At 41.8% G+C, this 26,998-nt stretch carries 26 protein-coding genes, 2 tRNA genes and 1 riboswitch; of the genes, 13 read left to right on the top strand and 15 right to left on the bottom strand.

All coding sequences use genetic code 11. The annotated features are described in order from the left end of the window. Positions 1 to 47: 47 nt before the first annotated feature. From LEP1GSC192_RS16495 to LEP1GSC192_RS16470, 6 genes are all read right to left on the bottom strand, one after another. Positions 48 to 494, bottom strand: coding sequence for a DUF2147 domain-containing protein (locus LEP1GSC192_RS16495; RefSeq protein WP_036090975.1), 447 nt, complete (start codon positions 492 to 494; stop codon positions 48 to 50). Between the two features lie 92 nt (positions 495 to 586). After that, positions 587 to 1,891, bottom strand: a complete 1,305-nt coding sequence (locus LEP1GSC192_RS16490) for a TRAP transporter large permease (RefSeq protein ID WP_020771323.1) — start codon at positions 1,889 to 1,891, stop codon at positions 587 to 589. Further along, a complete protein-coding gene (locus tag LEP1GSC192_RS16485) occupies positions 1,891 to 2,433 on the bottom strand; it encodes a TRAP transporter small permease (RefSeq protein ID WP_020771263.1) in 543 nt (180 codons plus the stop codon). Before LEP1GSC192_RS16485 ends, LEP1GSC192_RS16490 begins: the two co-directional genes overlap by 1 nt. 2 nt (positions 2,434 to 2,435) lie before the next feature. Further along, positions 2,436 to 3,455 carry a TRAP transporter substrate-binding protein gene (locus LEP1GSC192_RS16480; RefSeq protein WP_020771180.1) on the bottom strand — a complete coding sequence of 340 codons (1,020 nt, stop codon included), beginning with the start codon at positions 3,453 to 3,455 and terminating at the stop codon, positions 2,436 to 2,438. A gap of 100 nt (positions 3,456 to 3,555) precedes the next feature. Further along, positions 3,556 to 4,440: a TRAP transporter TatT component family protein gene (locus tag LEP1GSC192_RS16475; protein ID WP_020771437.1), complete on the bottom strand. Its 885-nt coding sequence runs from the start codon at positions 4,438 to 4,440 to the stop codon at positions 3,556 to 3,558. Between the two features lie 191 nt (positions 4,441 to 4,631). Beyond that, positions 4,632 to 5,081, bottom strand: a complete 450-nt coding sequence (locus LEP1GSC192_RS16470; protein WP_020771332.1) for a DUF2147 domain-containing protein — start codon at positions 5,079 to 5,081, stop codon at positions 4,632 to 4,634. A 383-nt stretch (positions 5,082 to 5,464) separates the two neighbouring features. On the opposite strand from LEP1GSC192_RS16470, the gene LEP1GSC192_RS16465 reads away from it, so the two are divergent. From LEP1GSC192_RS16465 to LEP1GSC192_RS16455, 3 genes are all read left to right on the top strand, one after another. After that, positions 5,465 to 6,451 (top strand): hypothetical protein, encoded by a 987-nt coding sequence (locus LEP1GSC192_RS16465; RefSeq protein WP_232421076.1) that lies wholly within the window; start codon positions 5,465 to 5,467, stop codon positions 6,449 to 6,451. A gap of 99 nt (positions 6,452 to 6,550) precedes the next feature. Beyond that, entirely contained in the window at positions 6,551 to 7,441 is an 891-nt protein-coding gene (locus LEP1GSC192_RS16460; protein ID WP_020771295.1) for an SUMF1/EgtB/PvdO family nonheme iron enzyme, read from the top strand. A gap of 65 nt (positions 7,442 to 7,506) precedes the next feature. Then, a complete protein-coding gene (locus LEP1GSC192_RS16455; RefSeq protein ID WP_020771431.1) occupies positions 7,507 to 9,612 on the top strand; it encodes a PP2C family protein-serine/threonine phosphatase in 2,106 nt (701 codons plus the stop codon). Here the strand turns inward: LEP1GSC192_RS16455 and LEP1GSC192_RS16450 are convergent. Continuing rightward, positions 9,609 to 10,532, bottom strand: coding sequence for a hypothetical protein (locus tag LEP1GSC192_RS16450; protein WP_020771342.1), 924 nt, complete (start codon positions 10,530 to 10,532; stop codon positions 9,609 to 9,611). The genes LEP1GSC192_RS16455 and LEP1GSC192_RS16450 overlap by 4 nt on opposite strands. A 361-nt stretch (positions 10,533 to 10,893) precedes the next feature. Here LEP1GSC192_RS16450 and LEP1GSC192_RS16445 point away from each other — a divergent pair, with 361 nt between their 5' ends. Next, complete coding sequence (locus tag LEP1GSC192_RS16445) at positions 10,894 to 11,085, top strand: hypothetical protein (RefSeq protein WP_020771146.1); 192 nt, start codon at positions 10,894 to 10,896, stop codon at positions 11,083 to 11,085. Positions 11,086 to 11,153: 68 nt separating this feature from the next. Here LEP1GSC192_RS16445 and LEP1GSC192_RS16440 read toward each other — a convergent pair whose 3' ends face one another. After that, the gene (locus LEP1GSC192_RS16440) at positions 11,154 to 11,927 is read right to left on the bottom strand and encodes a hypothetical protein (RefSeq protein WP_020771260.1); all 774 of its coding nucleotides are present in this window, start codon (positions 11,925 to 11,927) and stop codon (positions 11,154 to 11,156) included. A 51-nt stretch (positions 11,928 to 11,978) separates the two neighbouring features. Further along, a complete protein-coding gene (gene thiC / locus LEP1GSC192_RS16435; RefSeq protein ID WP_020771346.1) occupies positions 11,979 to 13,568 on the bottom strand; it encodes a phosphomethylpyrimidine synthase ThiC in 1,590 nt (529 codons plus the stop codon). 114 nt (positions 13,569 to 13,682) lie between these two features. Next, positions 13,683 to 13,775: riboswitch (TPP riboswitch) on the bottom strand. Between the two features lie 340 nt (positions 13,776 to 14,115). Between thiC and LEP1GSC192_RS16430 the strand changes: the two genes are divergently transcribed. Together LEP1GSC192_RS16430 and LEP1GSC192_RS16425 are read left to right on the top strand one after the other, a co-directional pair. Next, on the top strand, positions 14,116 to 15,012 hold the full coding sequence (locus LEP1GSC192_RS16430) for a porin OmpL1 (RefSeq protein WP_036090735.1): 897 nt from the start codon (positions 14,116 to 14,118) through the stop codon (positions 15,010 to 15,012). A gap of 278 nt (positions 15,013 to 15,290) precedes the next feature. Continuing rightward, on the top strand, positions 15,291 to 16,190 hold the full coding sequence (locus LEP1GSC192_RS16425; RefSeq protein WP_020771131.1) for a porin OmpL1: 900 nt from the start codon (positions 15,291 to 15,293) through the stop codon (positions 16,188 to 16,190). On the opposite strand, the gene LEP1GSC192_RS16420 is transcribed toward LEP1GSC192_RS16425, so the two are convergent. After that, positions 16,187 to 16,888 (bottom strand): protein-L-isoaspartate O-methyltransferase, encoded by a 702-nt coding sequence (locus LEP1GSC192_RS16420; protein ID WP_020771170.1) that lies wholly within the window; start codon positions 16,886 to 16,888, stop codon positions 16,187 to 16,189. The genes LEP1GSC192_RS16425 and LEP1GSC192_RS16420 overlap by 4 nt on opposite strands. A 39-nt stretch (positions 16,889 to 16,927) precedes the next feature. Between LEP1GSC192_RS16420 and LEP1GSC192_RS16415 the strand changes: the two genes are divergently transcribed. After that, positions 16,928 to 17,000: transfer RNA gene (locus LEP1GSC192_RS16415), tRNA-Phe, on the top strand. Between the two features lie 8 nt (positions 17,001 to 17,008). Here LEP1GSC192_RS16415 and LEP1GSC192_RS16410 read toward each other — a convergent pair. Next, complete coding sequence (locus LEP1GSC192_RS16410) at positions 17,009 to 17,248, bottom strand: hypothetical protein (protein WP_036090732.1); 240 nt, start codon at positions 17,246 to 17,248, stop codon at positions 17,009 to 17,011. 132 nt (positions 17,249 to 17,380) lie between these two features. Between LEP1GSC192_RS16410 and coaE the strand changes: the two genes are divergently transcribed. From coaE to LEP1GSC192_RS16390, 4 genes are all read left to right on the top strand, one after another. Further along, complete coding sequence (coaE, locus tag LEP1GSC192_RS16405; protein WP_036090729.1) at positions 17,381 to 18,007, top strand: dephospho-CoA kinase; 627 nt, start codon at positions 17,381 to 17,383, stop codon at positions 18,005 to 18,007. Continuing rightward, a complete protein-coding gene (locus LEP1GSC192_RS16400) occupies positions 18,004 to 18,657 on the top strand; it encodes an SPOR domain-containing protein (RefSeq protein ID WP_020771217.1) in 654 nt (217 codons plus the stop codon). Before coaE ends, LEP1GSC192_RS16400 begins: the two co-directional genes overlap by 4 nt. A gap of 90 nt (positions 18,658 to 18,747) precedes the next feature. After that, positions 18,748 to 19,398, top strand: a complete 651-nt coding sequence (locus LEP1GSC192_RS16395; protein ID WP_020771127.1) for a hypothetical protein — start codon at positions 18,748 to 18,750, stop codon at positions 19,396 to 19,398. Between the two features lie 95 nt (positions 19,399 to 19,493). Next, positions 19,494 to 20,183 (top strand): hypothetical protein, encoded by a 690-nt coding sequence (locus LEP1GSC192_RS16390; RefSeq protein ID WP_020771145.1) that lies wholly within the window; start codon positions 19,494 to 19,496, stop codon positions 20,181 to 20,183. A gap of 105 nt (positions 20,184 to 20,288) precedes the next feature. On the opposite strand, the gene LEP1GSC192_RS16385 is transcribed toward LEP1GSC192_RS16390, so the two are convergent. After that, on the bottom strand, positions 20,289 to 20,993 hold the full coding sequence (locus LEP1GSC192_RS16385; protein ID WP_020771248.1) for a hypothetical protein: 705 nt from the start codon (positions 20,991 to 20,993) through the stop codon (positions 20,289 to 20,291). A 202-nt stretch (positions 20,994 to 21,195) separates the two neighbouring features. Here LEP1GSC192_RS16385 and LEP1GSC192_RS16380 point away from each other — a divergent pair, with 202 nt between their 5' ends. Together LEP1GSC192_RS16380 and LEP1GSC192_RS16375 are read left to right on the top strand one after the other, a co-directional pair. Next, the gene (locus tag LEP1GSC192_RS16380; protein WP_198289334.1) at positions 21,196 to 22,770 is read left to right on the top strand and encodes a 7TM-DISM domain-containing protein; all 1,575 of its coding nucleotides are present in this window, start codon (positions 21,196 to 21,198) and stop codon (positions 22,768 to 22,770) included. Positions 22,771 to 23,024: 254 nt separating this feature from the next. Next, positions 23,025 to 24,596 (top strand): methyl-accepting chemotaxis protein, encoded by a 1,572-nt coding sequence (locus tag LEP1GSC192_RS16375; RefSeq protein ID WP_020771414.1) that lies wholly within the window; start codon positions 23,025 to 23,027, stop codon positions 24,594 to 24,596. A 265-nt stretch (positions 24,597 to 24,861) separates the two neighbouring features. Here LEP1GSC192_RS16375 and LEP1GSC192_RS16370 read toward each other — a convergent pair. The 3 genes from LEP1GSC192_RS16370 to LEP1GSC192_RS16360 form a co-directional block, all read right to left on the bottom strand. Then, a tRNA-Leu gene (locus LEP1GSC192_RS16370) sits at positions 24,862 to 24,943 on the bottom strand. 82 nt (positions 24,944 to 25,025) lie between these two features. Then, positions 25,026 to 25,742, bottom strand: coding sequence for an IspD/TarI family cytidylyltransferase (locus tag LEP1GSC192_RS16365; protein ID WP_020771498.1), 717 nt, complete (start codon positions 25,740 to 25,742; stop codon positions 25,026 to 25,028). After that, positions 25,717 to 26,988, bottom strand: coding sequence for a diaminopimelate decarboxylase (locus LEP1GSC192_RS16360; protein ID WP_020771181.1), 1,272 nt, complete (start codon positions 26,986 to 26,988; stop codon positions 25,717 to 25,719). The genes LEP1GSC192_RS16365 and LEP1GSC192_RS16360 overlap by 26 nt, the downstream gene beginning before the upstream one ends. Positions 26,989 to 26,998: the final 10 nt, after the last annotated feature.

Below are 26,998 nucleotides of genomic sequence, written 5' to 3'. Positions count from 1 at the left end.
CCAGGGTAGAGGATCCATCTTCCCTACCCCGGAAAAAAGAAAGATGTCTACTTTTTAAGCCAGACTTGGGTTCTTCCTAATAATGAAAACCCAACGTAACCGCGGACTTCCAATTTTTTCCCACCGTCTACCGCTTTTAAAAAGCATTTGTACCAAGTCCCGTTGTTAGGATCTAAAATTTTACCACCGGACCATTTGTCTCCATCGGGAGCTAAACCACGAATGATTACCAGTCCTAAAACAGGTTTGTCTTTGTCCGTTCCGTCACATTCTGTACAAGTATGAGGTTTTCCGTTTTTATCAAGTGGATCGGTTAACTTTGCGATCTTACCGAAAATTTTACCACCCTGCTCGTAGATCTCTACGATCGACTCTTCTTTTCCTTCCTCGCTAACGGTTCTCCAACTACCAACCACCGGTGCCGGATCGGCAAACAATTCCCCTACGGAGAAAAAAATAAGGAGAGTGAGCGTACCTATAATCGTCTTCTTCATATTACTTCCTGAAATTCTAAAATTCGTTTTCAATTTCGCCTTTGCAGGCAAGATCCGCAAAGGCGATTTATTCGGCTTATCGAAACTGAAACTTAAGGTGTAAATCTAGAAGGTCCAGTCGGTAATTCATTTGCTGCATCTCCTAAAAGATACAAGGAAATTTCCGGTACAAAAGTGACGATAGCAAGACCCACTAAAAAAATCAGCAAGGTCGGCAACACCGCTTTAATAACGTTACCCAAAGGTTCTTTAAAAATCCCGGAGGCTACAAACAAGTTGATACCGACAGGAGGAGTTAAATAACCTATCTCCAAATTCACGATCATAATAATCCCGAAATGGATCGGATGGATTCCATACGTTATCGCCATTGGGGCTAATAAAGGTGCTAAGACCAAAATAGCGCTCATCACATCCATAAAACATCCTACGATCAGAAGTAGAATATTCACCCCGATCAGGAATGTTACAGGATCGGAAATCATTCCGGACATCGTCTCGACCATCGCCTGAGGGATCTGTTCGAGGGTCATAAACTTATTCAAGGCGACTGCGAATAACAGGATCAAAAATAAAGAACCCAACATTTGCGCACTTTCCACCAAAGAAGAAGGTAATGTCGACCAGGACATTTCTCTATAGATGAAAGCTTCGACTATAATAGCGTATAATACCGCAATTGCCGCCGATTCCGTCGCAGTAAACAATCCTGAGTAAATACCTCCCAGGATTACTACAGGCATGAATAACGCAAAAATTCCCGCCTTTAATGTACGACCGATCTCCTTTGCATCCCATTTGGAAGTGGGAGTTTTCCATCCTCTAGCTAAAGAGTAAAAGACCAATAGTAGCATCAAAAGTAATCCAGGCCCTACTCCTGCTAAGAATAGATCAGTAACGGAAACTCCAACCATGATCGCGTAAATGATCATAGGAATACTAGGAGGAATAATGATCCCTAAGGTCCCGCCGGAGGATAATAGCCCCATACTGAAACTTTTGGAATACCCGGCCTTAACGAGAGCAGGATAAACAATTCCTCCGATCGCTATCAATGTAACAGGAGAAGAACCCGAGATCGCGGCAAAAATACCGCAGGCAAATACTCCCGCAATTGCAAGTCCGGCAGGGATCGGAGCTGTCAAAGCCTTACTCAAGTCGATCAATCGACGAGCGATCGAACCATGGGTCATCAAATTTCCCGCGAGTATGAAAAGTGGGATCGCAAGCAATACCTCTTTATCCGCGGCATAATACATATCCTCTACTATACCTATAAAACTTCCTTCTCCGAGGAAATAGATACAATAAGAAGTCACCAATCCCATTATAACGAACAAAGGCTGACCGAGAAGGATAAGAACAACGATTAATGCAAGAAGTCCGACGCCTACCATTAAGCCTTACCTCCGTTTTGAATTTCAGCTAACGCATCAGTTGCCTCGTTCTTAGATGCAGGTCTTAGACTTGGGATAAACGAGTAAATCAAATGGCGAAATGCCATCGCCATAAAAGTATACGGAAAAATCGTTTTTACCACCCAAAGAGGTAGAAGTTCGATAACCGGATGGATATCTCCGAAATTTTTAGCCTCGGAAACGTGAACGTAAGACAGATACAGAAAAAACAAACAGAACATTGCGATCAAAAAATGTTCTAAACCCTTTTGAAAATTATGCGCTGACTTCGGCCAAAGTTTATCGGCAATCTCAGGACGAAGATGTCCTCCTTCTCCGGAAGTAAGAGCAGCTCCAAGAAATCCCCCCCAGATCATAAGAAGAATTGCAGCTTTTTGGGCCCATTCGATCCCGGAATTGAAGATCTCCCTTCCTCCCACATCGAGTCCCATTAAAATTGTAAGGCCTCCGAAACAAAGCCCAGCCAATACCTTTTCGAAATATTTCAAAAAGGTAAGAATCTTTCCCAGTACGTAAATCATTCTTATTTTTTCCCCGATTTATAGGCCTGTTTACCTTTTAAGATCAAATCGTAGATCCTTTTAGATTCTCCCCCCAACTTTCCAACCAACAATTTATCCAAACCTGCAGCGGAGTTTTTCCATTGTTGTAGCTCGGAAGCGCTTGGGGTGTAAACTTCCACACCTGTTTTTTTCAAGGTATTAAGAAGTTTAGAATCCAATGCTCTCACTCCCGCTCTGGATTCTTTTGCGATCCCATTCCCTTCTCCCATGAGGATCTTTTGTATGTCAGGACTTAATGTATCGAAGAAACTTTTAGAAATTACGACCATTCCCGGCTGGTAAATATGCTGAGTATAGGTGAAGTATTTAATAGTAGTCTGCCATTCTGCAGCAAGAGTGAATAAAGGAGTATTATCGAAGGAATCCACCACGCCGGTTTGTAAGGCGGGAAGAACTTCCGGAACAGCGATCGGAACAGCAGAGGCTCCTACCTTCTTCCAAAACTCCAAATGTACTTTGGATTCCTGAGATCTGATTTTTACACCTTTCAGATCTTCCGGCACTCTGATCGGTTTGGTCTTCGATCCGATATTCCTGTATCCATTTTCCGCCCAACTTACGAGTATAAATCCTTTCTTGGCTAGGATCTCCTTGACAGGTTCGTATAGAAAATTGTCCAAAATAAAATCCGCTTCCGCTAGGCTATCGAATAGATAAGGTAATTCCAATACGTTAAGTTCAGGAACAGTATTCGCAAGAGCTCCGGCGGTAATTCCTGCCACCTGTATCCTTCCCTTACGTACACCTGCGAGAATTTCATTCTCTCCTCCTAACTGTCCGCCAGGATATAATTTTACTTTTACCTGACCGCCGGAGTCCGCTTCGATCTTTTTCTTGATGCTCACCATAGTGTCCATCCAAGGAGTTCCGCTCGGAGCTACGGAAGCAACCTTCACCGTAACGGGGTCCGCAGAAACGGAGCCGACGACGGCAGATAGAAATGTCACCGCAATTAGAATAGGGGTTAATAACTGGTTCATTTTAATTTCCTAAATTTTCTCCTAACTTGACGGTCCCCGATAAGATCGAGGACCGCGGGCCGAATTCAAAAACATTCGGGCTTTTGTTTGGGTTGATATTCTATTCGAACTCTTTAATCAGCTTTTTAGCTTTTAATTGTTCGATGATGTTTTCGGATTCCACATCCGGGATCGCTTTCGCGTTTCCTTTGATCACATAGTTCAGCTGTTTAATGGCAGCTTCCTCGTTCCCTCTCAAACGGAAATCGGCGTATAGAACCCGAGTACCGAAATAATCGGGAGCGACCTTAATACATTCTTCGAAGTATTGATCCGCCAATTTTTTATTTCCGGTCGGGCTTAACGCCTCCGCGCCGGCTTTATATCGAAGGACAGCTCCGTAAAAGTAGGTTTTATTCAGTTGTTCTACTCGTAACATGGTCTTGGTAAGTTTGGATTTGTTTTCCAACAATGTCATCAAACCTTCCAGCCTGGACCATTTAGCAAGATTAGCATAACGCCAATACAACGCATCTATGTCCGCCAAAGTGATAGTGTCCAACGAATCCTCGAACTTTGCTCCACCCTTTATTACTTTTTCGTAAAATGCTTGGTTATGGGCCAAACCGCGCTCACACCACTTGATACCTTTATCAAAATATTCGTTTTGCTGCTTTTTGATCGATGCTTCATTCTCATCGTTCATTTCAACGTAAAGATGACCGTCAGCCAAAAGATAGTAAGCTCTACATAAAAGGACTTTGGATTCGTAGTTGCTCGGATTTTCGGAAGCCCAAGCTTCAGTTTTCTCGATGAACTTTTGTAAATCTTCCTTTACGTGTCTGCTCTTCCACAGTTTTTCCAAGTCAGCGGGGATCTTGGTTGGTTTGATCTCCCTAGCTGAGTATTGATTATCCCAAGCAGCCGTTCTAGTGGTTGCACATCCCACCGACAGTACTGTACTAAATATCGCAATCGCACCTATTAGGACTCTAATTGTGTACATTAGCGTCTCCTTATTTATCTGAAATTTGAATCGGCCTGCATTTGGAGGCCGACTTCTTTGTAAGCGGGAAAACTTTAAAAGGACCGCATCGTGTGAGAAGTATTTTTTATTTTTTCAAAACACGTGTTATAAAAAGACAAACGCGACCCAAAGAAAATCCGCTATGTTTTGCAAGTTAAGGCGTCTTAAATCTACTTTTTCAGCCAGATTTGGGTTCTACCTAACAGAGAAATCCCGATAAAACCCCTGACTTTCAGCTTAGCTCCATTCTCTATTGCCTCGATTTTGCATCGATACACCCTGCCTGACTCAGGATCCATGATGGTTCCACCCACATATTCATCCTCGCCTTTTGTTAATCCTTTCAGGAAAACTAAACCGATCACTGGTTTATCTTTATCTTCTCCCTCGCATTTTTTACAAACATGAGGCTTACCGGCTTTGTTAAGAGGATCTTTTAAGCTGACAATCTTACCGAAAATTTTCCCGTTTTCTTCGAAAATTTCCACTACAGACTTTTCCGACCCGTCAATATCGTCTACGGTCTTCCATCTTCCAATAACCGGAAGAGGTTCGGCGATTACAGACTCACCGACTAAAAACGCCGCCAAAACGACAAACAAACCGAGTGATTTTTTCATTTTTTAGGTACCCTTTAAACGTTTCTGATTGAAATCCGTTATATTTCGCCTTGTTTAGAGACGAGCAAGCAAACTATTCTTTCCATCGGTTTTTTTGCTCAAAAACCGGGATTTGCGGGAAAGAAATCTTGTTTTACGCAAAAACACATTGTCGTATAGGTTAAATATAAGAGGGAACTTGGTTTTTTACCCGTTTTCTCAGAGTATATTTTATGTTTCCAAATCGTTTTCTCCCACGTTTACGAGTATTTCTATCCGCCCTGATTTCTATATTTTTCCTATTTTACTGTTCACAGAATGACAAAAATTCCAAAACGAACGATTTGATCGCGTTATCGTTACTCACAAATAGAGACCAAATTGCCGAGGCTTTAACCTCCGCTATGGATCCCGTATCGGGTTCTATGGAAGGTTTAAGTGGAGAAGGTACTTCGGTTGCGATTCGCGGAAATCGTATCGGTTGGCCGGAAAGGATCAGTTCATTAGGTCATAGGATTTGGAACAAAGGACCGAACTTCGGAGAATTAGAAGCTTATAATTTTTCGTTCAACTGTTGGGGAGGAGGAAATTATTCCCGCCAAGTATTCTCAACCGAAACAAACGCGTATGACTTCTTGGATTACATTCTGGATGGGAACGATCCTTCTACTTCTTTCTTAGCCTCTAAAGAATTCGGGAATTGTAGATTTTTACCATTCAGCAATTGGGTAATTGATGGTCTGACTGAAAATATCTGGACGAACCTTTCATCTTCTTCTCCTTTCGTACAAGACGGTTCAAATTTGAAAATTGGAGTGAATCGTACGATCCACAATTCTTTCCAAAATATTTCCGTAAAAGTGACCGGAACCGGCGCCCCTCTTTCTTACGCTGCCGGAAGCCCAACTACCAATCAGGCATATTCTTTAACTTGGAATAATATTCTCACAGGCGCTTCTCCCGGAATTTCTTCTTATTCCCAAGATGTTTCCGTTCTAAGAGAAGGATACTCCGGAGGGGATTTGCTCTTTTCCCATCAGGTTTCTTCCTTAAGCTCCTTGCAGTACGGTGCGGATAGAAGCGACTCTAATCCTTTATCTTGGTACCGTCTCTGGAGTGCGGGTACCCTACAAGTAGTTCATGTGGAGAAAAATTTCACGTTAACGGTTTCCGTAGTGGAACCTGTGAAATGGAAATATGTAGATTGTCTTCCTAGATCAGGACAAGTATCCTTTACATTGAGCGGAGATCTGACAGGTACCGGTTCCATCTCCTTCTCGGACGGATCCGGGTATTATATTTACACTGTGACAGACTCCGAGGGAAATAATTCGACGGAGCAAGGAAATATAGATTTTTCCTCTTGCAGCGTCCCTCTTTTTATTCTCTAATAATTTTCGGAAAATAGGTCCTTTTTTCTCGGTCAATTTTTCTCTTGCATAAGAATGCGCCGGGGCGAATCCTCTTGGGAAAGGACTCTTCCCAGTTTGATGAACTCGCTCTCCTTTCGTCCGATCCATTTTATCATTCTATTTTTATCCTTAATTTTTCTGATCGCTCCTCATGTACTCGGCTCTCCGGACCCGAGTAAACCCTGCTACGGAAAAAAGATCAAAGGAATGCAATGTATTCCGGAAGGTTATTTTATTCGGGGAAGTAATACCCACGATCCCGACGAGGCTCCTGAACAAAAAATTTATCTCAGCGACTTCTATATAGATCTCTATGAAGTTACAAATGAGGATTTCAGCAAATGTATAGAAGAAGGTTCCTGCAAGGATTGTCTTTATAACGGCAACTGCGATTATATAGGTCCTGCTTACGGTGATCTATATCTTAAGCCCAAACAACCTGTGTTAGGAGTGAGCTGGTATACGGCGAAAGAATATTGCGAGTGGGTAGGCAAAAGACTTCCGACGGAAGCGGAATGGGAGAAGGCAGCGAGAGGTCCCAAAGGAAATCTATTTCCATGGGGAAACAAACCTGCGAACTGTAAGTTAGCCGTCATTGAAGAAGACGAACGAAAAGGTTGTGTATACAAAAAGATCAATCCTCCGAATTTAATGCCGACTGCACCTGTCGGAAGTAGGCCCGCAGGAGTGTACGGACTATTTGATATGGCCGGAAATTCCTGGGAATGGGTCCATGACTGGTATTCCGAAAATTACAAAGTATGCGGGGAAGCCTGCAGTGGAAAAGATCCGAAAGGCCCTTGTGAGGGAGAAGATAACTGTCCCGGTTATAATAAAAAAACCTTAAAAGGAGGGTCCTGGTGGTGGCCCGCAAGTTACGCAAGAGGTTCCAAAAGAAGAGCTCACTTCCCTCAAAACTATCCTGAATACCATCATTTCGGGTTTCGTTGCGCAAAAGACGCAGGTTAAAAAGCTATACAACGGACAACACTTTTATAAACAAATACGTAAGAAGCCAAAAATGGTTATGCGAAATGAAAACAAAAAATACAAAGAAACCGATCGTTTCTCTCTTGTTGGTCCTCCTACTGGGACAATGCGGACCGACAGAGCCTTCTCCAATCGTGGGAATGGGGATCCCATTTACCATTTGGGAGCAGGATAAAAGTCCTTATATAATTTCTAACTGGGCTTTTTCCGAAGTATCTCCGGGAAATTTTTTCCACGGACATTTCCCGGTTCTACCGGGACAAGATTCAGAAAATCCTTCCGGCCAAGGCAACATATCCGAGACCCGGGACCTGGATGGATCTTTTTTAGCCGCACCTTCCAATATTTCTAACTACGATCCGAAACGAAAAGATTCCTCGTTCATATTCTTTCATTCCGTAAAAAGAAGCAAAAACGATCTGGATATATTACTTTCCGCTTATATACCTTTTTGTCCATCGGGCTGTTATCTAGGAGTAATATCGGAAGGAAAAGGACAGATAATCGTGCCGGGCGAATCGGAAGATTCCTCCAAACCCAGGATCGTAGTCATTCCTTTCCAAAATGAAGAAGTCACCTTAGCATTACAATTGTTTCCTTTTAACGGGCCAAGGAACATGATGGAAAATCCGGTAGTGGGTAGTTTTTCAGAGGTACAAACGGTTTATCTGGTCAAAGCCCTCAGAGTATTATTATTCAGCTCCTTGGAATTTTTCTCTTTCTTCTTTTTTGCGTTCATTTATATCAGAAGACCCCAAGACAAATTTAATCTCTCTTTTTCTCTTTTAAATCTTTCATTGGCGATCTGGTATCCCGCTTATGAAGGTTGGTTTCAATACATTGTGGATTCCCCCTGGACCTGGGTCATCTTCGGATATTCTTTGGGTGCATTTCTTCCTATCTTATTTTACGAATTTACGATAGGGATCTTCCAAGCTCCCAGAAACCTTCCCGGTAGAATATTACAATTTCTTTTTATTCTACTGACCATCTGGCCTTCTTTAGAATACGGACTCACAGGAGGCCACAAGTATTTCGGTAAGGTAGCCTTCCAAATATTTCTATTCATATTAGTATTCTTTTATATGAATACTCTGTATATTTTTTTCAAATACAGAAGGAGTAGCATTCTATCCTTTCGCTGGGTGGTCACGGGTCTTATACTTGTTGCGGTATCCTCTTTCTACACTGTGATGAGTTTCGCAGGTTTCGGTCCGGCTCAACCTTGGGTGAACGAAAGTTTTTTGGTCCTTACATTACTCTTCAGTTTAGCCCTTGCCAAAAGATACGCGGAAGTTTTTAGGGCCTTGGAGAAATCGGAAGGTAAACTGAAATCCCTAAACGAATCCTTGGAAAGTAAGGTAGAAGAAAGGACAAAAATTATCGAACTCCAAAAGGCGGAGCTTGTTCAAAAAGGAAGGATTTTAGCGAAAGACCTCTCAATCGCAGGAAAGATCCAAAATGCCCTACTTCCAAGGGAACTGCCGGTTATTCCGAATGCCAAGATCTCTTATAGATACAAACCGATGATGGAGATTGGAGGCGATTTATTGGATGTGATTTACGATCCTTCCACAAGTTCCTTGGGAATGTTCATCGGAGACGTAACCGGCCATGGAGTTTCCGCGGCACTTTTGGCGTCCATGTTAAAAATGACTTTGGGCGATTGGTCTATTCTGCTTCAGGACCCATCATCCCTTCTATTACATATCCGTAATCAATTCGAAGGAAAGTTGGACGGTCATTTTATTACCGCCACCTTAGTAACCGTAGATCTGAGATCGGGTAAAACATTGATCGCGAATGCAGGGCATCCGGAATGCCTTGTTTTAAGAAAAGACGGAATTGTTGAATTTTACAGACCCAAAGGAGTAGCGATCTACGAGGCGATCCCAACAACTTACCAAACGGAATCGGTGGATTTATTACCGGGGGACAAAGTGGTATTGTATACGGATGGCATTCCGGATTCCAGAAATACAGAAGGGGAATTTTTCGGAGAAGACCGTTTGTCCGACCTGCTAAGGAAAAATTCTTTTAGACCTCCCGAAGAACTTTGCGATTCGGTTATACATGGAGTTCAGGCTTTCCAAGGAGAATTCCAACACCAAGACGACATGGCCTTACTAGTCGTAGAATATTTAGGCTAATTTATTGCACGACTAGGTTCCGTAAGTTTTAAAGAGAGTAAAGAATTTGCATATTTAGGCAAGTGAAGGTCTTCTGCGAGTTTTGCCGCTTCGTTCAAATACGAATTAATCAGATCGGCAATTTGTCTTTCTAATCGAATCTCTTCTAAAAGACCTAATATTTCTCCCTTTTTATTCCTTTTCCAGTCCGGTCTTTTTTCTTCCGGAAGGAAATAGATCATAGAAGAAATATCCTCATTTTCCAGATCTTCATTCAGATCCTGATAATCATCCAAAAGCCTCCAAGCCACACCGAAGAACTCGTACATTTTACGCACAAGTTCCGCTTGGTCCTTGGAAAAAAAAGATCTGGAAAGCAAATACGGCTGCAAGGACCAAATCCCCATTTGAGAACGAAATCTAGAGAGATGAGCCTCTAAACTTTCGGAAATTCCGATGTCTACGATCGATTTAAAATATCGATCGATAAATTCGTCAATGATCAGAACACCGTCATGCACTTCTCTCCCGAATAATTTAGTGGATTGAGCATATCTAGTCCATGCCTCCGTCCGAAGCTGAAGGATGATATGATTCGCTTTTAAGGACCCGTCCGTCAGATGATCGTCTAACGAATGAAGCAGTAACGCGGAAGAATGAGACTCAAGAAGTAACGTAAGCCATGGATTTTCCCAAGGTAACCCATGTGCTGATTCGTTGATCCAATATAGGATAGAATAACTGGGACTATAATATTTCCGTAAAAAATTAAAACCTCCCGTTATGCTGTTTTGGGAGTATTTATATAGGAATAAGACCGCTTCAGTCCTGAGAGAAATTGGCAATCCATAACAAATACTTAAAGCGGAACGATTCAGCAACTTGCAGAATTCTTCCGCCTCTCCGGGGTTATCCGAAAGACCGAAATCAAGCCTTTGCATGGTCACATTTTGAAGAATTTTCTTTTTTTTACCATTTATTTACTTCCATCTGGGAAATTTTTGTGATATTTAAGGTTTTTTATAAGTTCTTTCCGGAAAAAATATTCCATTTTAGCATTTTAGAATTTGATAACTTTTCCCCGAGGAAGACAGTTCTTTTTAGGAAAAATAAATCGATTATTAGATTATGTCTCTTAATATGAAGAGCAAAATCCTAAAAACCCTGCGTTATACGCGCTGTTAAACGAATCCTTACAATCAAAAGATTACAAAATCGGAATACAGATTCCGCACTTCTTCCAATATTTTTCTTGCAGATTTAAATGCTGAGAACATCTTCCTGAGATCGGAAGGAATAAGGTTGAGAACTTTTTTAGACTTCGTTCATACGGAAACAGTAAACCATCCTCAATTTATACTGTGTATACAAAAAGAAGATCCAAATTTTTTACAAAATTGGTTCCACACAATAGGTTATGATGTTTCTACTTGGGAATGTTCTAAATTGATCGAAACTTTTAAAACTACTTCAGGCCATAAAAAAAAGGATTAGGGTCCTCCGGCATACATTAAAATTTAATTATATATTACCCTAAGGCCGCACAGGCTTACGACCAAATTTTAGATCGCTATTCCGAATAGGACCTGCAATTGAGCGCCGTACGGATTCTGATGGCTTCTTGCCTCCTTTTCCGGTTCTTGCCAATCTTTTTGTAATTGTCGATAATCCCAATCGGTATTCGTGCCGTAAGCTCCTCTTTGTTCATGGGTAGTTCTCTCCGGATAGAGTAGTATATTTCCCCCTACATGTATAAAAAATCCGGAAGTGAAAATATATCTAAAGCCTGCCCCTGCAGAAACAAAAAGTTTTTGTTGGGAAATGTTCCAAGCATAGTCCCTATAATTCCCGCTAGGAACATAGGTCTCCGTTTTCCGTTGTTTTTCCGAGTATGTTTCCAGTCCTCCACCCGCGGCAAAATAATAAGAGCCCGAAAAAGGAAACCATTCTAGCTGGAGGGATAATTGTCTTTGGATCTTTTCAGAATTGGTAAGGGTGAATACTCCGGATAGATCGGATTGTACACCGTTCACATCCAAATCAAATCTTTGGATTACCCTTTGTTCCTGCCATTGGAGAGAAGCAGCCAACTTGGAAGAAAAATGGAATCCTGAACCGAACCAACTCAGACCGTTTGCCGTAAAACCTCCTATGAAAAATTTTCTGGAACTTCTTCTTTCAGCCTGCTCCAGTTCCCCCGGAACGGGAGCAAGACCGTTGCCGCCTTGCGCAAAAGCCGCCGGTGCAATCAATAAAATGAATAAGAAAAATAGAGCCTTTCCGCTCTTGAAGTCCAGAGAGCGGACTAAAAATTTTTGAACGAGGTTTTTTTTCATACGGGTCCGTCCAGCCGATCCAGAATTCCAAATTTATTTGGAAAGGTCAAGCTACTCGGAGGAGACGTAGACGGATCCGCCTTTCTTTAAAAATTCTTCCGATTTTTCTTTAAATCCCTCTTCCATTGCCTTCTCATCCGAGATCCCTTTCTCTTCCGCATATTTTCTCAGCTCCTGAGTCAAATGCATGGAACAGAAATGAGGCCCGCACATGGAACAAAAATGTGCGGTTTTCATTCTGTCTTGTGGAAGTGTTTCGTCATGAAAGGACTGTGCAGTATCCGGATCCAAAGAGAGAGCAAATTGGTCTTCCCATCTGAATTCGAATCTGGCCTTACTCAATAGGTTATCCCTTTCTTTGGCACCAGGATGTCCTTTGGCAAGATCGGCCGCATGAGCAGCAATCTTATAAGCGATCACTCCTTGTTTTACATCTTCTTTATCCGGAAGTCCCAAATGTTCTTTTGGAGTCACATAACATAACATTGCAGTACCGTGCCATCCGATCATTGCAGCACCGATCGCAGAAGTGATATGATCGTAACCGGGCGCTATATCGGTTACTAGAGGTCCTAATGTATAAAATGGAGCTTCTTTACAAATTTCCATCTGCAAGTCTACATTCTCCTTGATCTTATCCATAGGGACATGACCTGGACCTTCTATCATTACTTGGATATCTTCTTTCCAAGCAATCTGAGTTAGTTCTCCTAAAGTCCTTAATTCGGAAAATTGTGCCTCGTCATTTGCATCGGCGATACTTCCTGGACGTAAACCGTCACCCAAAGAAAAGGACACTCCGTATTTTTTCATTACCTTACAAATCTCTTCGAAACCTGTGTAGAGGAAATTTTCCTGATGATGGGCCAAACACCATTTTGCGATAATAGAACCGCCTCGGGAAACGATGCCGGTCACCCTTTTGGAAGTCATCGGAATGTATCGCAGAAGGACTCCCGAATGGATGGTGAAATAATCCACTCCTTGTTCCGCCTGCTCTTCCAAAGTTTCCAAAAATACGGAAAGACTTAAATTCTCCGCCTTACCTTTTACTTTTTCCAAAGCTTGGTAGATCGGTACTGTTCCGATCGGAACAGGAGAATTGCGTATGATCCATTCCCTGGTTTCATGGATATTTTTTCCGGTGGAAAGATCCATCACAGTATCGGCCCCCCATTTGATGGACCAGCGGAGTTTCTCCACTTCTTCTTCAATGGAAGAAGAAAGAGCTGAATTACCGATATTCGCGTTTATTTTTACCAGGAAGTTTTTGCCGATGATCATCGGCTCTAATTCAGGATGGTTCCTATTGGAAGGAATGATTGCTCTTCCCCTGGCGATCTCACTTCTCACAAATTCAGGATCCATCCCCTCACGTAAGGCAACGTATTGCATCTCTTCGGTTATCATTCCTTGTTTTGCGAAATACATTTGGGAATGATTTTGAACGATAGAAGGACCCGATGTTCTTTTACGGATCCATTCTTCCCTAAGTTTAGGGATCCCTACCTTCCAATCGGAAGGATTCCATCCGTCTTTCCAAGGACCTTCTGTAGTGTAAGCGTTATAAACGGTTCCGTCGGTTAAGCGTATCTCTTTTCGAGGCATCTCGAATGGAGGTATAGTTTGGTTGGATTCCATAAAGTTTCTCCCATGTTGGGGAAAATTCCGGAATCTGAAAGTGAGGAAAAGAAAAAGGATCCGGAAAGAAGTCCATGCGAAATTTATAATCTTTCGCGGATATAGATCTCGGATGTTCGTTTTTTTCCGTTTCCCTTCGCAGGCATTATCCTGATCAGGTTCCGGGGACTCTCTCAGAGACTCTTGGTCCCACCCCCAACGGTTCTCTCCATTGGATTCCTAAATTCTAGTCTTGCAAGGAGTTTTTCCGAAACTTCCCTCCGGAATTCGCGAGGAAAAATTCACTGATTTTTCTCAAAGTGTTAAAAATCAAAATAGGCGAACAAACGTAAAGATCCATGCAAAAGAGGAAGCATAAGATTATTTTTTACAACAAATGTTCAAAATAAAATCGTTTATAACGGACTTTTTTATTTTATCCAGAATATCTGTTTGACACCCAAGTCCGCGTCGATATTGTCCTGTCCAATGCTTAGGCCCCACTATAGACATAAATGGCCTAAGTGAAAACCACTCTACTATACGAAAAGTTTAAGGAGCTATTTAAATGGTTCGTAACATCACGAAAGCTTTGCTAGTTTTCGCCGTACTTTGTTCTTCATTCGGCTTAAGCGCAAAGACTTACATCACTGGGGGCCTCGGTCTCCAATTTGACCTGGGATCATTGGGCGATACAATTGCAACTGACGGTTTGGATGCATCTGGAAGCTATGCAACTACCGATTCAACCGGGACTCAGAGCGGAGTTCTTCCTCGAAAAGTGATTATTGCTGAAAATCGTTTGCTAAGTTTGCAACATACCACAAACGGATTGATCAGCGCAAAAACTAACGGTGCAATGACCGGTCTTGTTCTTTCCTTAGGATATGAGCAGGATTTTGGAAAAGCTTTCTTCTGGAGAGCAAATGCACACTACACTCGTAAAGTTATGGGTGGAGAGACTACTGCTAAATTTGCAGGACAAACTTTTTACGATACTACTTGGGACTACCATGCACTTCAAGTTCCTGTAAACGTAGGAATCAAACTTTCCGTTACAGAAGACACTGCTTTCTATATCGGAGCAGGGGTTCACTATTTCAATGGTGGATGGAGCCTCGCAGGAAGTAACCGTTTGAACGACGTTCATACAGCTCTTGTTGGAGCAGGTGTTACAAACACTACCATCTTAGGACTAGTGGCTGACGGAACAGATCCTGTTGCAAACTGGGAAAAGACAACCTTCCAGGTTTCCGGAATTGCCCCAAACTGGTTACTCGGAGCTCAATCTAGAATTTCCGATAAAGGCCACGTTTATATGGAAGTGGAGACACTGTTTTCCTTCAAATATGGAGTTGCTTACCCAAGATCACAAGGTGGTATGGAAGGTTTAGCACCTTCCGTTGCTTATCCTCAAGTTCTTGGTGGAAACCAATACAGATTCGGATACAAACACGAAATCTAATTCTAAGATTTTTGTTTGGATTATGCAAAGGCTCTCCGTTTCGGAGGGCCTTTTTTATTCCCATTCACCCTTTTAGGGCTTCGCCCATTCGTCTCCGTGCGAATTAACAAAAATTAATAAGTAAAATATAAGTCCCTCGCTACTAAAGAGATCCAGTCTTTTCTTCCTCTTTATCGAATGATAAATATAAATAAAGTCTGATCCAAAAAATACTCGCAGCGTTTCTAAGCAATTTATTCCAATGTGATTAATTACAAATAGTTAATGGAGACATTATAATGATACAAACCGCCAAAAGAATGCTTGTTACGTTTCTTCTCCTCCTTCTTCCGGGAGTCTTTTTAGAAGCAAAAACTTACGTAATGGGTAGCGCCGGATTACAGTTCGATCTAGGAAGCCTAGGGAGTACGATCTCTACGGATGGATTGGATTCTTCTAGTAATTATGCAACTACCGATAGCACGGGAAACACGAACGGAGTTCTTCCCCGTCTAGCCGTCATCCCGGAAAATCGTTTGCTTACATTGCAACATTCCTCCAACGGTCTGATCAGTGCCAAAACAAGCGGCGCTATGACCGGTCTCACATTGTCCATTGGATATGAACAAGATTTCGGGAAGGTCTTTTTCTGGAGAGCAAACGCCCATTATACTCGCAAGATTATGGGGGGAGATACGGAAGGAAAATTTGCAGGTCAGTCATTTTACCATATGACCTGGGATTATAATGCGATCCAAATCCCGTTAAATATCGGTATTAAAATCTCAGTTTCGGAAGATGCAGCTATATATCTAGGCGCCGGGATCCATTACTTCAAAGGTGGTTGGAGTTTAGCGGGCCATAATCGTTTGAACGATGTACATGAACTCTTAACCGCAGCAAATATTGATGATCCTACAGTTTTAGGCCTGGTTTCGAACGGAACGGATCCTTCTGCCAATTGGGAAAATACAAAATTTAACGTCTCCGGAATTGCTCCCAACTGGCTCATTGAAGCCCAAGCCAGAATAGCCGATAAGGGTCATATCTATATGGAAATGGAAACGTTATTTTCCTTTCAGTATGGAATCGCCCACCCTAGATCGGAAGGAGGAATTGTCGGCTTAGCCCCGAGTGTCGCGTATCCACAAGTTCTCGGTGGAAACCAGTATAGATTCGGTTATAAACACGAGATCTAGGCTAGGTCCGTTCTCCCAAGAAGAGGTACGAATTTCACAGACAATCGATTCGTTTCTTCGAATCGATTTTGTCTTTTTCTTAATGTTAGAAGTAACTGAATATCTTCTTTCCATTCTACCGGAAGCACTGCAATCCCTTCTTCCGAGAGAGATTCGAAAAGGAAACTTCCGGGTCCAGGGATTTTTGGAAAACATGCGGAGGATACAAATTTGGAGAATTTTTCTTTAGACTGTGTAAAGAGTAACGCGTCTCCAAACAGGATTCGATTCCTTTTCGTAAATCCTGTAGACCAACTTTCTAAAACTTTTACGGTCCTTTCATAGAGTGCAGGTACAATTTCCAAAGAAAGAAGTTTTGCTCCTAACTGATCCAAAATAGCGGCTAAGTATCCGGAACCTGTGCCGATTTCTAAAATTGTATCTCCTGCTTTTACCCTAAGTTGATCCGCGATGTAAGCTACTATGTATGGCTGTGAAATCGTTTGCTCTTCCCCGATCGGAACTGCCTTGTCTTCATAAGAATGTTCTCTATATTTTTCGGGAAGGAAGATATGTCTGGGAACTTTTAGAAATGCGGAAAGTAGATTTGGGTCTTTGATCCCTCTATCCGAAATTTGTGTTCGAACCATTCTCTCTCTTGCAAGAACGGTCCCTGCATCGTCAAATTTGGAGACGAAGCCTAAATCAGGATTTTCCATTGACGTATAGACCCGACTCAGTATTTTGGTTTTGGGTTCGGCTCTGTAGCTCAGTCGGTAGAGCAGAGGACTGAAAATCCTTGTGTCGGCAGTTCGATTCTGCCCGGAGCCAAAACCCGATTATCCCTTCTTTCTTTCCTCTCCCAGTTTCCATAATTCGGTAAATACCAGATCTTCCACTTGTTTGCAAAGTTCGGGCTTATATAATTTTTTTACCGGCGGTTTGGGATACACATGGATCTCATCCGTGTCCGGTATATAAGTAAGCATCCGTAAAATCTGATCCTCCCCTTCAATTTCATACATCGTATAGGACATCCCCTTAGAAGGGATAATCTGAGAAGTTTCTAAGTATTTCATGATTCTACTGCTCTATCAAGTCTAGATCTTTTGGAAAGAGATTTATTCTAGGTTTTTGTTTGGGGTATTTTACTTCCATGAGTAAGTCTTAAAAAGCTTGTACTAAAAGGCCTTTCCGTATAATCTTTCCCAATGACTCGGTCCTCTCTTAGAACTGACGGAGCTTTTCTTGTCGGGATCACCGGGATGATCGGTGGTGGTAAATCCACTGCAACAAAAATCTTGGAAGAGTTGGGTGGAGTCAGGATCAGCGCCGACGAGATCGCCCGTAAATATACGGATCCGGAAAGCCCTATTTCGAAGGAATTAATAGATTCCTTAGGACAGGAAATTTTGGATGAGTCCGGTAAGGTAGATCGAAAAAGGATCGCTAAGTTGGTATTCGGAAACCCCGAAAAGCTGAAGATCCTAAACTCTTTGACCCATCCCAGGATACGTAAGGAGTTTTTAGAAGTATTAGGCGGATTAGAAGAAGGTAGCCTGGTCCTGTGGGAGGTCCCACTACTCTTCGAAACGGACTCTTATACTCTTTGTGATGCAACCGTTTGTGTGATCTCGGATCCGGAAGTTTCCTTGGAAAGGACCGTAAAAAGGGACGGGATCAGCAGAGAAGAAGCGGAAGCCAGAGCAAAAAGCCAGCTTTCTCTTCAGGAAAAAGCAAAGAAGGCCGACTATTCCATTAAGAACACAGGGGATTTACAAGACCTTCGTAAAGAATGCGAACATTTGTACGTTGAATTAAAAGGAAGAATGAAATGAAGGAAAAAATTTTCTACGTCATCAATCTGGACAATAAAAGGATCACTCTGCTTTCCCTGTTTTTAGTGGGACTTCTTTTTTCATTCTTCTTTTTAGGAGTTTCCGTCGGTAGAAAGAGAGGCCAAGTTCAAGACGACCTGGCCCTCAACTCCAACAGAGACGTACAATCCTTGTCTTCTTCCACTGTAAACCAAGCGATGGATGAATCTTCTACCGTCAAAAGGGAAGAAGAAGTTAAATTCAGAAATCTTCCTCCCGGTGCGGAAGTTGTGGATCTAAGATCCGAAGTTTCTCCCGCAAAAAAAGAAGAACCTTCCAAGATAGAAGTGGAAGCTCCGTCTTCTTCTCATCCTGAAAAAAGATTAGTTCGGAAAGAAAAGGAATCCAAAAAATTAATTCACACCTCCCCTCGTAAGGCGGCGGTCCACAAGTCTGATAATGATTTTTTCGTTCAAGTCGCGGCTTTCAAAACTAAAGAGAAGGCGGATGAACTCAGGTCGTCTTTAGGTGGAAAGTCTTACGTAAAAAAAACCAAAAACGGTTATTTTACGGTCCGGATGGGAAATTTTCCGTCCAAAGAAGACGCGGAAAGGTCCATGAAAAAACTTCCAGGCAACTTGAAAGAAAACGCTTTGGTCTCTAAGGAATAATCTTTTTTTTTAGATATTCTTCCGGCCGATCTTCCATATTTTTTCAATTGACCCAGGAACCGTGAAACCCCAAGTTCGTTGTTAACAGAAATGGATCTGAAAGAACTCGAACCAGTTCGTCTTGCCGTTGTCAGATCCACAATCGAAAGATTGCGTCACACATATTCGGATCTTTTAACATCGATTAAGGGATACGATGGAATCCCCTCTTTTTTCGAAAACAATCTCTACGCCCCCACCAACAAGGAGGAAAGAGATCATGCATTGGAAAGTTTGTACGAAAAATTAAAAACGGTCGCAGGCAAGGCAATGACCGATAATATCCATCAGATTATTCTACTGAACAAACTCACCGATTCTTTGGATTTTGATACTGCAAAGGTAGTGATCGAAAATAACCTGATTGAGGACGGAGAGATCCCTCAGGAAAATCTTTATGCCGCTTTGGGAGCCGTAGGCAGATTCGATGACCGAAGGGCCCAGATCGGGATGGTGGGGGAAACTCTGAAATTTTTCTTTTCCCTTTCCAAACTTCCTATGGTAAAACTGATCATGGCTCCGATCAAAGTTGCAGCATCCATGGTAGGAGCTACTTCTTTAGTGGATACTATGGAAGCCGGATACAATCTATCCACTAAGATCAAAGACTTGCAGCCGTTTATCGAATCGTTCGTAGATAGAGAGAATAGACTCTTAGGAAAGCTGATCAACGGCGAAAAACACGAACCGATCCAATTTTAATTTTCCGAACGAACTTCACTCAGATTCCCTCTTGCCTTTTTTCAGATTTCCTAGATCCTTTGCTCCGGCCGAAGTTTCGGCCTTGAGGCAGACTGATGTTTATAGGTCATTACGGCGTTTCTTTCGCTTTTAAAAAAGCGGAACCCAAAACTCCTCTTTGGGCAAGTTTTGTGGGAGTTCAATTCGTAGATATTTTGTTTATGATCTTTATCTTGTTCGGGATCGAGGGTATCAGATTTGTTCCGGGATTTACGGAAATGAATAATTTCGATCTTTATTATATGCCGATCACCCACAGTTTAGTAGGAGGGATTGGTTGGTCTATTTTATGTTTTCTGATCTTTAAATTCGTCTTCTTAAGATCCAAACCATATTCGGATTCTTTAAAGAACAAGATTTCCGGGCTGATCGGTCTGACTGTTCTTTCTCATTACTTTTTGGATCTCCCTATGCACACTCAGGATTTGCCTATCTTATTCGATTCAGGTCCTAAAATAGGTTTCGGTCTTTGGCATAATAAAATTCTTTCCATCACGATTGAAGTGACTCTTACATTAATCGGTCTTATACTTTATTTCAGAGCGACGAAACCGGGCACTACTTTCGGTGGAAAATATGGAATGCAGATATTCGGTGGAATACTTTTGGTCTTAGCGATTGCCACTCCATACTTTCCAACTCCGCTGACTATTCCTGAATTTTCTATCCAGGCGTTGGTAGGTTATTTGGCTCTTGCTTTAGTTGCAGGTTGGCTGGACGACAAAAGGTTACCTGTAGAGTCTTGATCTTTAGTTTGCAAAAAGACTTCATCGGAAGTAAAAAAAGTTCATTACCTCTTTTCACGGATAAGAAACCTTTTTTACTTCTTTTGAAGGACTATTGGATTATTGTTATTTAAGTCCGTTTGGAAACTGAGAGCGTAAATCCTGAATAAACTCTTTATAACAATATTTCAACATATCCGAATGTTTAAAATCGTTTGGAAAATGATAAAATCCAATACCCAATCCAGATTCAGTCGGGGCCGAATATTTTTTAGAGAATACCGCCTTATTTGTCTTAGTATCTAATAAAGACAGTTCTACTTGCATTTCACTGGATATATAAACGGAAGGAACGGGTAGTATCCAAAGATATATGTAAAAGATGGAAAGGCCGTAGGAAAAAATTTTCGCGTGTAACTCCGTGTTTAGGATCGACCCTTGGATCACATATCTGAAATTCCCTTTGCGTGACTCAAAGCTACTTTCCTTGAACAACCCTGCATTTTCCAATTCTGAGGCTAAAGCTTTACCAAAATCATCCACCGGTTTATAATTAACCCAAAGTCCTGATGTAATATGATTCTGTTGCCCATCTGGAATTTGATAAGTTATCCAGCCGAAAGGCATGAGCGGTAGAAAAGCGAAACCGCCTCGATTAACATTTTCATTCGGTCTAGCGTCATCAAACGGTAGAACGGCGATAGATTCGTTTGTTAATTTATTGGCTGAAAAGTTTTTCGCTTCCGGGCGATAAACCCAAGATTGAGAAGTGGCGCATGCAGCAAAATAGAATATGGCAAATAAAAGTAAAATTCCTTTCCTTTTCTTCATTCAAATCTCTCTTTCATAAATTTATTCGTGAAGATTACCATTCCTTCCTCGAAGATTCGTCCCGACTCATGAATTGAGACCTTTGAAAGCAGGAAAAAAAAACTTGATAGATTGGTGTATTTCTACTGATCATTTCTGAATGAATTCCGCAACAAAGCTAGGTAAGCGGAAAATATTTCTCTTTTCCTCGATACTCTTGCTTTTGGGGATTCTATCCTGCCAAACTCGTTTACAATCGGAGTTACTTTCCGACTATGCAGAATTAAATCCCGATTTCGGTAGAATAGAACTCTCACCATACGCAAAAGTATTAATCGATCCTAGTGGTTCCCTTACCTTTTCGGAAATTAAAGAAGGACCGATTAATAACCTACATCCGAGTAGAAAAGACCAATTATCTTTCGGTCCGGAAGACGAAACTATATGGCTCTCGATCCAATTTACGACAAATTCTAAAGATTGGGTTTTCTTAATGGATTATCCTTGGATTGATGAGATAGACTTTACGATCATCGATTCTAAGGGAGCTTTGATAATCAGCGAAAAAACCGGAGACAAAAGATCGTATTCCGCCCGAAGTTTGAAATATCGTCTTCCTGGAATTTACCCAAACCTAAAAGTCGGCGAAAAATATACCCTTTTTATCAGAGTAGCTTCGGAATCAGTTAAACCGGTCCGTATCTTTACCGAACCTTTGGAAATGTTCTTAGGGAGAGATCATTTTCTTGGGAGTATGTTTCCGATATTCGCCGTATGTTGTTTTCTATCGTTACTTTTAAACCTTTTCTTGGCTTACAGATGGAGATCTTTATTACCTGTTTATTATAGTTTTTTCCTTATTAGCACTCTATCCTACCAAGCCCTTTGCGAAGGATATGGTAGTGTTTATCTATATCCCGAAGGAGGATTTTGGGAAAATCGCGCCATTTTCCTTTTTGGATTCGTTGGCGCTTGTTCGGTGGCATATTTTTGGCAACGTTTGCTGATCTTGCCTACACTTGCTCCATTTTGGAGTCGGATCATCTGGCTTACTTCGACGGGATATGTGATAATTGGAGTTTTTTTAATATTAGGAATTATTAATTTTATTTTTTTAGAATATGTTATTAGAATAAATTTTTTAATATTTTCATTTTCACTCCTATGCTCCGGGATCATTGCTTATAAAGAAGGTTTTTCTCCCGCAGTGTATTCCGTGACGGGTCAGTTGGGTGTTATTTTTCTTATAAATATTTTTCTTTTCGCCACCTTGGGACTAGTCCCGAGCACATCCTTTACTCGAAATGCTGTCTACATAGGATATATTTGGGAATTCATTTTCTTTTTCTTTACTCTTTCTTCTAGGATAAAATTTCTCGAAGAATTTAAAGTAGGAGAACGTGTGGATGAACGAGCTGCTGAAAAGTATAAAGTTTGGAAAAAGAGCAGATTAAAGGAGTCGGAAGGACAAGATGCAGCAGATCGAATTGAAAAGGCTCTTACTGTCCACAAATTATATACTGAGCAAGGTTTACAGTTGCAGGATTTTGCTGATTTCGTCCAACTACGACCTGACCAACTTTCAGAAATTTTGAACGTCCGCTACGGTAAAAGATTCAATCAACTAGTGAATGAATACAGAGTCGCTCACGCAATCGTACTACTACAATCCCAAAAAGAAGTAAACATCATCGATATCGCTTTCGAAAGCGGTTTTAATTCAAAAAACACGTTTAACAGGGAATTTAAGAAAATCGTTCGAATGTCCCCAAAGGAATTTCGTTCCGCAAAAAGGTGATATTCAGGTTCTTCAAACTTTCCGACTAGACCTTTTGGGTTTACTGACTACCTGTTTCGGTTTATCTTTTACGTTCTTTTTACTTAGAAGTCGGAACAAAAAAACATAAGCTAACAATCCGAAGGTCCATTTTTTCTATTCGGATCAAGACTGTGTAGTTTTTTCGTTTTTAGAAGTCGAAGAGTATTGGCCGAACCACCTCGGCCATTCGTATATTCGGATCACTCCGTAGAATTAGAAAAAGGCAAATAATAATGGCTGCAAACTCCATACAAACTACAAATTTTTCCGAAAAAGGAGCGATCAGTATAAATCGGATCCGAATCGGATTCTCCATAGTGATGCTTTTAGTAAACATTCTGGCTTTATTTTCTCAAGGATCCAGCTCCCAAACCAGCACATTCATAAACTTTTTGATAGAACTCACGATTTTCGGCTACGGGATAGCTCAGATCATTTTGCTCAAAAAGGGAAAGCTCAAAAGTTCCTTCGTAACGCTTTGTGTATTCTTAGATATCTTAATGTATTCACTCATATTCATCACCGTAACCGTTTACGCGGCCAATACGGAAGCGATGGTCGGAACATTAAAGATGCCGTTTTTCATCATGTTGTATTTTTTCGTGATGATCTATTCCGGACTTCTGCTTTCCCCCAAAACCACTTTATTGGTAGGGTATCTGGCTCTGATCGGAACATTCTCCATGGATTATTTCGCATGGTTAAACGGAGTGGAATTCAAATACACTACGGAAAAGTCCACAGAGATCTCCGTATTTTTCGAGATTATAAGATTCGTATTTTTTGTTTTAGGAATTCACATCTTAACTTCCGTCGTAAAATTTTTGGTTTCCGTCTCGGATGTAGCGATAAAGTCCACAGTGGAAGCGGAAGCTAAAAGTGAAGAAGCGGAGAAAACTAAAAACAGAATTAAAGACGAGGCTACTGTCTTAAACAAAAACACATCCGAAATGAAAAACGAAATGGATACTTTGAATTCAGAGATCCAAAGCCAAGTCTCTAGTATGGAGCAGATCAGTGCCTCCTTAGAAGAATTAGCAGCCTCCACAGACAGCGCAGCCGAATTCGTAAAAGCACAGTTCGGCAAAATAGAAGAATTGAACAAAGAGAGTGATACATTAAACTCGATCTTAAAGGAAGTCCGTATTTCAACCGACTCACTATCAAGAACAACGGAAGAATCCAAAGTTTATAGCAAAGACGTATCCGGAGCCATGGAAGTTTTAGGAAATAATTTCGGAGAAGTAAGTAAATCCTTCCAAAAGGTCCAAGACGTAAACGATATCATGAGGGAGATCGCCGACAGGACCAACTTACTTGCGTTAAATGCTTCTATCGAGGCGGCAAGAGCCGGAGAACATGGAAAAGGATTCGCAGTAGTAGCGCAAGAAGTAGCAAAACTTGCCGACAGCGCTTCCGAAAACGCGGCCACAATTTCCAAAATTATAGGTGAGGCTGCAAAGTTGATCACAAACGGAAACACTGCTGCAGAGGAAACAAAACGTAAAGTTTCCGTCCAAGAAGCTGGATTTACTTCCATAGTGGATAACCTGAATCAATTGAGATCTAGAGTGGAGAACCAAGGACGAATCCACGAATCATTCCTGAAATCTTTCCGAGAATTATTCGATCTATCTAGGCAGATAGAATCGATCGCAAGCGAGCAGAAGAATGGGACCAAAGAGGTAGTCCAGGCGCTTTCTTCCATCGAACAATCTTCGAATATTATTTCGGAAGGCTCCACCAGAATGAGAGCAAGCCTAGAAGAACTTTCGGAGCAGTCTAAAAGATTAGTGGTTCAGTAAACTCTGAGTCCCTAACATTTCTTTATCAGATTGCCGGATTATTAATTAATTGAAGGTTTTGCGAGTGGAGGGACTCGCCGTTTCGCAGTTTTGCTTCCTGCAAAACTCGGCTCCACGGCGTCTTTTTCGAGCCCTTCACCATCCATGGCTCGGGACGAGTTTGTTTACGCTCCCTATGGGTCGCTACAAACTCTTTCGCTCAAAAGCTTCGAGTCCCTCGAAATATACTTAATAGAATGTTTGATTGTTCTAAAAGGAAAGTTTTTGCGAGTGGAGGGACTCGAACCCCCACACATTACTGCACCAGAACCTAAATCTGGCGTGTCTACCAATTTCACCACACTCGCGACGGGTTACGAAAGTCAGTTTTTCAACAGAAGACGTGACGTCAAGGAGATTTGGTAGGCCACCTTTCTGGATAGGCTCCGTTTAGACCTTCTCTATATTCCAACTTTGGAATAACGGCAAAATTGCCTCCGCTAAGGCTAAGTCGAACTTTTCCGTGATTTTCAGATTGTACGGATTGGATTCCACCAGTTTGGAACCGATGCCCTGTCCTTGTACCCAAGTGCATAGGTCGGTCGGTTCTGTTTCATACGGTTTTTCTAGGATCTTTTTTAGGAGATCTCCCCGTATTCCTTGGGGAGTTTTCATAAACCAGATCTTCTCCCGGTTTAAAAATTTAAAGCGGCCTTTTTCTTCTTCCAAAACGGTTTCGTGATTTTTAGAAGCGAGTGTGGCAACCCCGAACTCTTCGGTCACTTTAGACAATCGGTCCAGATCATCTGCGGAAACGAACGGTCTTGCTGCATCATGAATGAGGATGATATCATTTGCCGAGAATTGGAGACTTGAAAGACCGGCTAACGTGGATCCGTGCCTGGTTTCTCCGCCTTCTACGATACGATCTCTTTCTCTAAGCAAGGAAGAACAAAGTGTCTCCGATCTTAAGATATAGTCTTTATGAGATACAAGAACGATACTTTTTGTTTTTCCCCAATCCAGAAAGATTTCCAGGCTATGGAGTAAGATGGATTTTCCGTTTAATTCTAAAAATTGTTTTGGAATATCGGACTTCATCCGGGAGCCTGTTCCTCCCGAAAGAAGTAGTACGTAAATATTACCCGAGGGAAACCAGGACTTCATTCTGTAGGACTTGTTCCAAGGTTTGTTTCTTGCGGACGAGTTTAACAGATCCGTCCAGATCGATCAGGACCTCCGGGGTTTCCGGATAAGAATTATAATTTTTTACGGACATGGAAGAACAATAAGCTCCAGCTCCTTCCATCACCACCAAATCCCCGATCTCAGGAATTTCCGTGGTCCTAAGTTGAGGTCCGCCCCCTTCCTCTTGTGTGATCAAGTCCCCACTTTCGCAACAGTGTCCTACATATACAAAGTCGCCTGTCTTACGTTCCGATTTTTCTTTCGTGGGGATCACTACCAACGGATGTTTTGCGGCATACAACGCCGGTCTTGTGTTCACATCCATCCCCATATCCAGTTTTACGAAAGTAAAACCCCCCACCCCTGTGTTGACGATATCGTCTACCTGAGCGAGGATGGCTCCATTATTCACCATTAAGAAAGAACCGGGTTCTATTTCCATTTTGAGCTGAATCCCTTTTTCTTTGGCATAATTTTCAAAGAGCTCTTTGACGGGTTTTCCGATGACCTGAGGATCGGTCGTTTTTTCACCGATCATTCTTCCAACTTTGAAACCTCCGCCCAGATTCACTGTTCTACAATCGGGGAATTGTGCCGCGATCTCTAAGGTATAATGTGCTACAGCCTTCCAAACTTCAGGATCGGAACCGGAACCTATATGTGTGTGGACTCGAACCAGTTTAAGTCCGTATTTAGAAACGATCTCTTTTACTTTTCCGATCTCTTCATGCCAGATACCGAAGGAGGATGTATTACCCCCCACATCCGTTTTTTTCGTTGCTCCGGAACCTAAACCAGGATTAAAACGAACGCTTACTTCTTTCCCAGGAAAGTTTTTTCCAAATTCTTCCAATTGCCACAGAGAACACGCGTTGAATTGGACTCCTTGAGAAACCAAATCTTTCAAGGATCTCGCTAATTGTTGGGACGTGAGTAGAATGTCGGAAGGTTTAAATCCTGCGAGTATCGCACGTTGCACTTCGTGTTCGGAAGATGCGTCTATATGAATGCCCTTCTTCCTTAATATTTCCAGGATCGTGCGCCCCGGATTCGCTTTCATTGCAAAGCGTACGGTCAGGCCGAAGGCGTTAGGGAATGCGAGTGCGTCGTCGCAACTTCTTTCGATTCCTGTACGAGAGTACACAAAAACCGGAGTCCCGTAATTTGTTGCGATTTTTCTAGCTTCTTCTGGAGTCAAAAATTTAAGATTTTCTATTGATTGCATAGGGTTAGAG

Source organism: Leptospira sp. B5-022, assembly GCF_000347035.1.
Lineage (GTDB): Bacteria > Spirochaetota > Leptospiria > Leptospirales > Leptospiraceae > Leptospira_B > Leptospira_B cinconiae.
The sequence above is the reverse complement of the archived record's forward strand: the minus strand, read 5'-3'. Positions and strand labels throughout refer to the sequence as shown.

What these genes read in the sequence shown, in the direction of transcription:
- LEP1GSC192_RS16410 (WP_036090732.1), bottom strand. Translation starts at nt 17,248, where the DNA reads ATGAAATACTTAGAAACTTCTCAGATTATCCCTTCTAAGGGGATGTCC.
- LEP1GSC192_RS16400 (WP_020771217.1), top strand. Translation starts at nt 18,004, where the DNA reads ATGAAGGAAAAAATTTTCTACGTCATCAATCTGGACAATAAAAGGATC.
- LEP1GSC192_RS16385 (WP_020771248.1), bottom strand. Translation starts at nt 20,993, where the DNA reads ATGAAGAAAAGGAAAGGAATTTTACTTTTATTTGCCATATTCTATTTT.
- LEP1GSC192_RS16465 (WP_232421076.1), top strand. Translation starts at nt 5,465, where the DNA reads ATGGATCCCGTATCGGGTTCTATGGAAGGTTTAAGTGGAGAAGGTACT.
- thiC (WP_020771346.1), bottom strand. Translation starts at nt 13,568, where the DNA reads ATGGAATCCAACCAAACTATACCTCCATTCGAGATGCCTCGAAAAGAG.
- LEP1GSC192_RS16480 (WP_020771180.1), bottom strand. Translation starts at nt 3,455, where the DNA reads ATGAACCAGTTATTAACCCCTATTCTAATTGCGGTGACATTTCTATCT.
- LEP1GSC192_RS16390 (WP_020771145.1), top strand. Translation starts at nt 19,494, where the DNA reads ATGTTTATAGGTCATTACGGCGTTTCTTTCGCTTTTAAAAAAGCGGAA.
- LEP1GSC192_RS16490 (WP_020771323.1), bottom strand. Translation starts at nt 1,891, where the DNA reads ATGGTAGGCGTCGGACTTCTTGCATTAATCGTTGTTCTTATCCTTCTC.
- LEP1GSC192_RS16395 (WP_020771127.1), top strand. Translation starts at nt 18,748, where the DNA reads ATGGATCTGAAAGAACTCGAACCAGTTCGTCTTGCCGTTGTCAGATCC.
- coaE (WP_036090729.1), top strand. Translation starts at nt 17,381, where the DNA reads ATGACTCGGTCCTCTCTTAGAACTGACGGAGCTTTTCTTGTCGGGATC.
- LEP1GSC192_RS16430 (WP_036090735.1), top strand. Translation starts at nt 14,116, where the DNA reads ATGGTTCGTAACATCACGAAAGCTTTGCTAGTTTTCGCCGTACTTTGT.
- LEP1GSC192_RS16475 (WP_020771437.1), bottom strand. Translation starts at nt 4,440, where the DNA reads ATGTACACAATTAGAGTCCTAATAGGTGCGATTGCGATATTTAGTACA.
- LEP1GSC192_RS16485 (WP_020771263.1), bottom strand. Translation starts at nt 2,433, where the DNA reads ATGATTTACGTACTGGGAAAGATTCTTACCTTTTTGAAATATTTCGAA.
- LEP1GSC192_RS16360 (WP_020771181.1), bottom strand. Translation starts at nt 26,988, where the DNA reads ATGCAATCAATAGAAAATCTTAAATTTTTGACTCCAGAAGAAGCTAGA.
- LEP1GSC192_RS16470 (WP_020771332.1), bottom strand. Translation starts at nt 5,081, where the DNA reads ATGAAAAAATCACTCGGTTTGTTTGTCGTTTTGGCGGCGTTTTTAGTC.
- LEP1GSC192_RS16460 (WP_020771295.1), top strand. Translation starts at nt 6,551, where the DNA reads ATGAACTCGCTCTCCTTTCGTCCGATCCATTTTATCATTCTATTTTTA.
- LEP1GSC192_RS16420 (WP_020771170.1), bottom strand. Translation starts at nt 16,888, where the DNA reads ATGGAAAATCCTGATTTAGGCTTCGTCTCCAAATTTGACGATGCAGGG.
- LEP1GSC192_RS16455 (WP_020771431.1), top strand. Translation starts at nt 7,507, where the DNA reads ATGAAAACAAAAAATACAAAGAAACCGATCGTTTCTCTCTTGTTGGTC.
- LEP1GSC192_RS16450 (WP_020771342.1), bottom strand. Translation starts at nt 10,532, where the DNA reads ATGCAAAGGCTTGATTTCGGTCTTTCGGATAACCCCGGAGAGGCGGAA.
- LEP1GSC192_RS16375 (WP_020771414.1), top strand. Translation starts at nt 23,025, where the DNA reads ATGGCTGCAAACTCCATACAAACTACAAATTTTTCCGAAAAAGGAGCG.
- LEP1GSC192_RS16440 (WP_020771260.1), bottom strand. Translation starts at nt 11,927, where the DNA reads ATGAAAAAAAACCTCGTTCAAAAATTTTTAGTCCGCTCTCTGGACTTC.
- LEP1GSC192_RS16365 (WP_020771498.1), bottom strand. Translation starts at nt 25,742, where the DNA reads ATGAAGTCCTGGTTTCCCTCGGGTAATATTTACGTACTACTTCTTTCG.
- LEP1GSC192_RS16495 (WP_036090975.1), bottom strand. Translation starts at nt 494, where the DNA reads ATGAAGAAGACGATTATAGGTACGCTCACTCTCCTTATTTTTTTCTCC.
- LEP1GSC192_RS16425 (WP_020771131.1), top strand. Translation starts at nt 15,291, where the DNA reads ATGATACAAACCGCCAAAAGAATGCTTGTTACGTTTCTTCTCCTCCTT.